1 protein-coding gene is annotated in these 688 nt (G+C 46.5%); it reads right to left on the reverse strand.

All coding sequences use genetic code 11. The annotated features are described in order from the left end of the window. Positions 1-40: 40 nt before the first annotated feature. Positions 41-688: MaoC family dehydratase (locus KIV40_RS30370; protein WP_285352981.1), on the reverse strand; the 648-nt coding region annotated here is incomplete at its 5' end.

Genomic DNA, 688 nt, shown 5'->3' on the forward strand with positions numbered 1-688 from the left:
AAGCTCTCTCTTTTTTTGTTCTTGTAAAACCAATTCTGGTTTAGAAGTGCAGTTGAATAACTGAAACAACCACAGCGCCTGGGCGTCTTACGCCTTCAATCTCTACGCGAATCTCACGCTCAATTTCAAGCCCCTTGCGGATAGGTGTTACTTTAGTTAACGTGCTTTTTGCACGCACATTGTTGCCTGATTTCACAGGGTATGGGAAGCGTACTTGGTTCAAACCAATGTTCACTACCATTTTTGCTGTCGGGAATTGAGACTTATCTGGATCTACGCTGTCTGTTAGACGCGGAAGCAAAGAAAGAGTCAAGAAACCGTGTGCAATGGTCGTCTTGAACGGTGAATCCGATTCTGCTTTTTCAGGGTTCGTGTGAATCCACTGCATATCTTCTGTCACTTCGCCAAACTGGTTGATGCGTTCTTGGCCTACATGGATCCAGTCACCCGTGTGCATCACTTCACCAATTTGCGCAGATAGCTCATCATAAACCGCTTGTGCTGCAGGCTTAAGCTCGATCGGCTTCTCTACTGGCGTAACCTCTACCGGCTTAACTGGTGCATCTTCATTAACTGCTGGTTGGTGATGATCACGCACCCAAGCAAAGAAGTGGCTGTTTTGCGTGCGGTTCAGAAAGTCGCCCCAATACTCTCTTAGAGTTGGAGACATCCATTGCATAAACTCTGA

Source organism: Vibrio sp. D173a, assembly GCF_030248475.1.